Below are 566 nucleotides of genomic sequence, written 5' to 3' on the forward strand. Positions count from 1 at the left end.
GCAAGTATGTATGCAAAATTTTGCGGAGCAAAATTTTGCTCCCTGCAGGGGATATGTTTGCTATTATTACTTGCAGTAATATATTTGCAGAGGGTTTTATTTATTTCCTAGGGAGAACACGCAAGTGTTTTTTATTTGCAAGATTTTTTTTATTTGCAAGGTTTTATTGTAAGTTAATATTTGCAAGATTTTATTTGCAAAGTAATGATTTGCAAGATAATATTTGCAAAGTAATATTTGCAGAATAATATTTGCAAAATAATGTTTGCAAGTATTAAGTTTGCAAATAAATTAAGTTAATTATTATTAGTTATTAGTTATTAATTATTATTAATTATTACTGCAAGTATGTTATTTATAATAATACTGCAAGTATTATATTTGCAGTATTAATTATTGCAAATAATTAGGGGGGAGTTTAAGAGGGGGGATCGCAAATCAAACATGTTTTAACTCTGAACAAATTGATTAGTGAAGGAAATTAGATACTATTGAAGCAAGAAATTGCTGAAAACCAAAAAGATTTTAAAAACTTGTTCTCCCTAGTGTAATCCTGTCTCTTATAC

General features: G+C 27.2%; 1 protein-coding gene. It reads left to right on the top strand.

Going from position 1 to position 566, the window contains the following annotated elements:
- Window positions 1-248: hypothetical protein (locus N3F66_15215; GenBank protein MCX8125495.1), on the top strand; the 248-nt coding region annotated here is incomplete at its 5' end.
- Window positions 249-566 lie beyond the last annotated feature (318 nt).

The organism is Spirochaetota bacterium (assembly GCA_026414805.1).
Classification (GTDB): domain Bacteria; phylum Spirochaetota; class UBA4802; order UBA4802; family UB4802; genus UBA4802.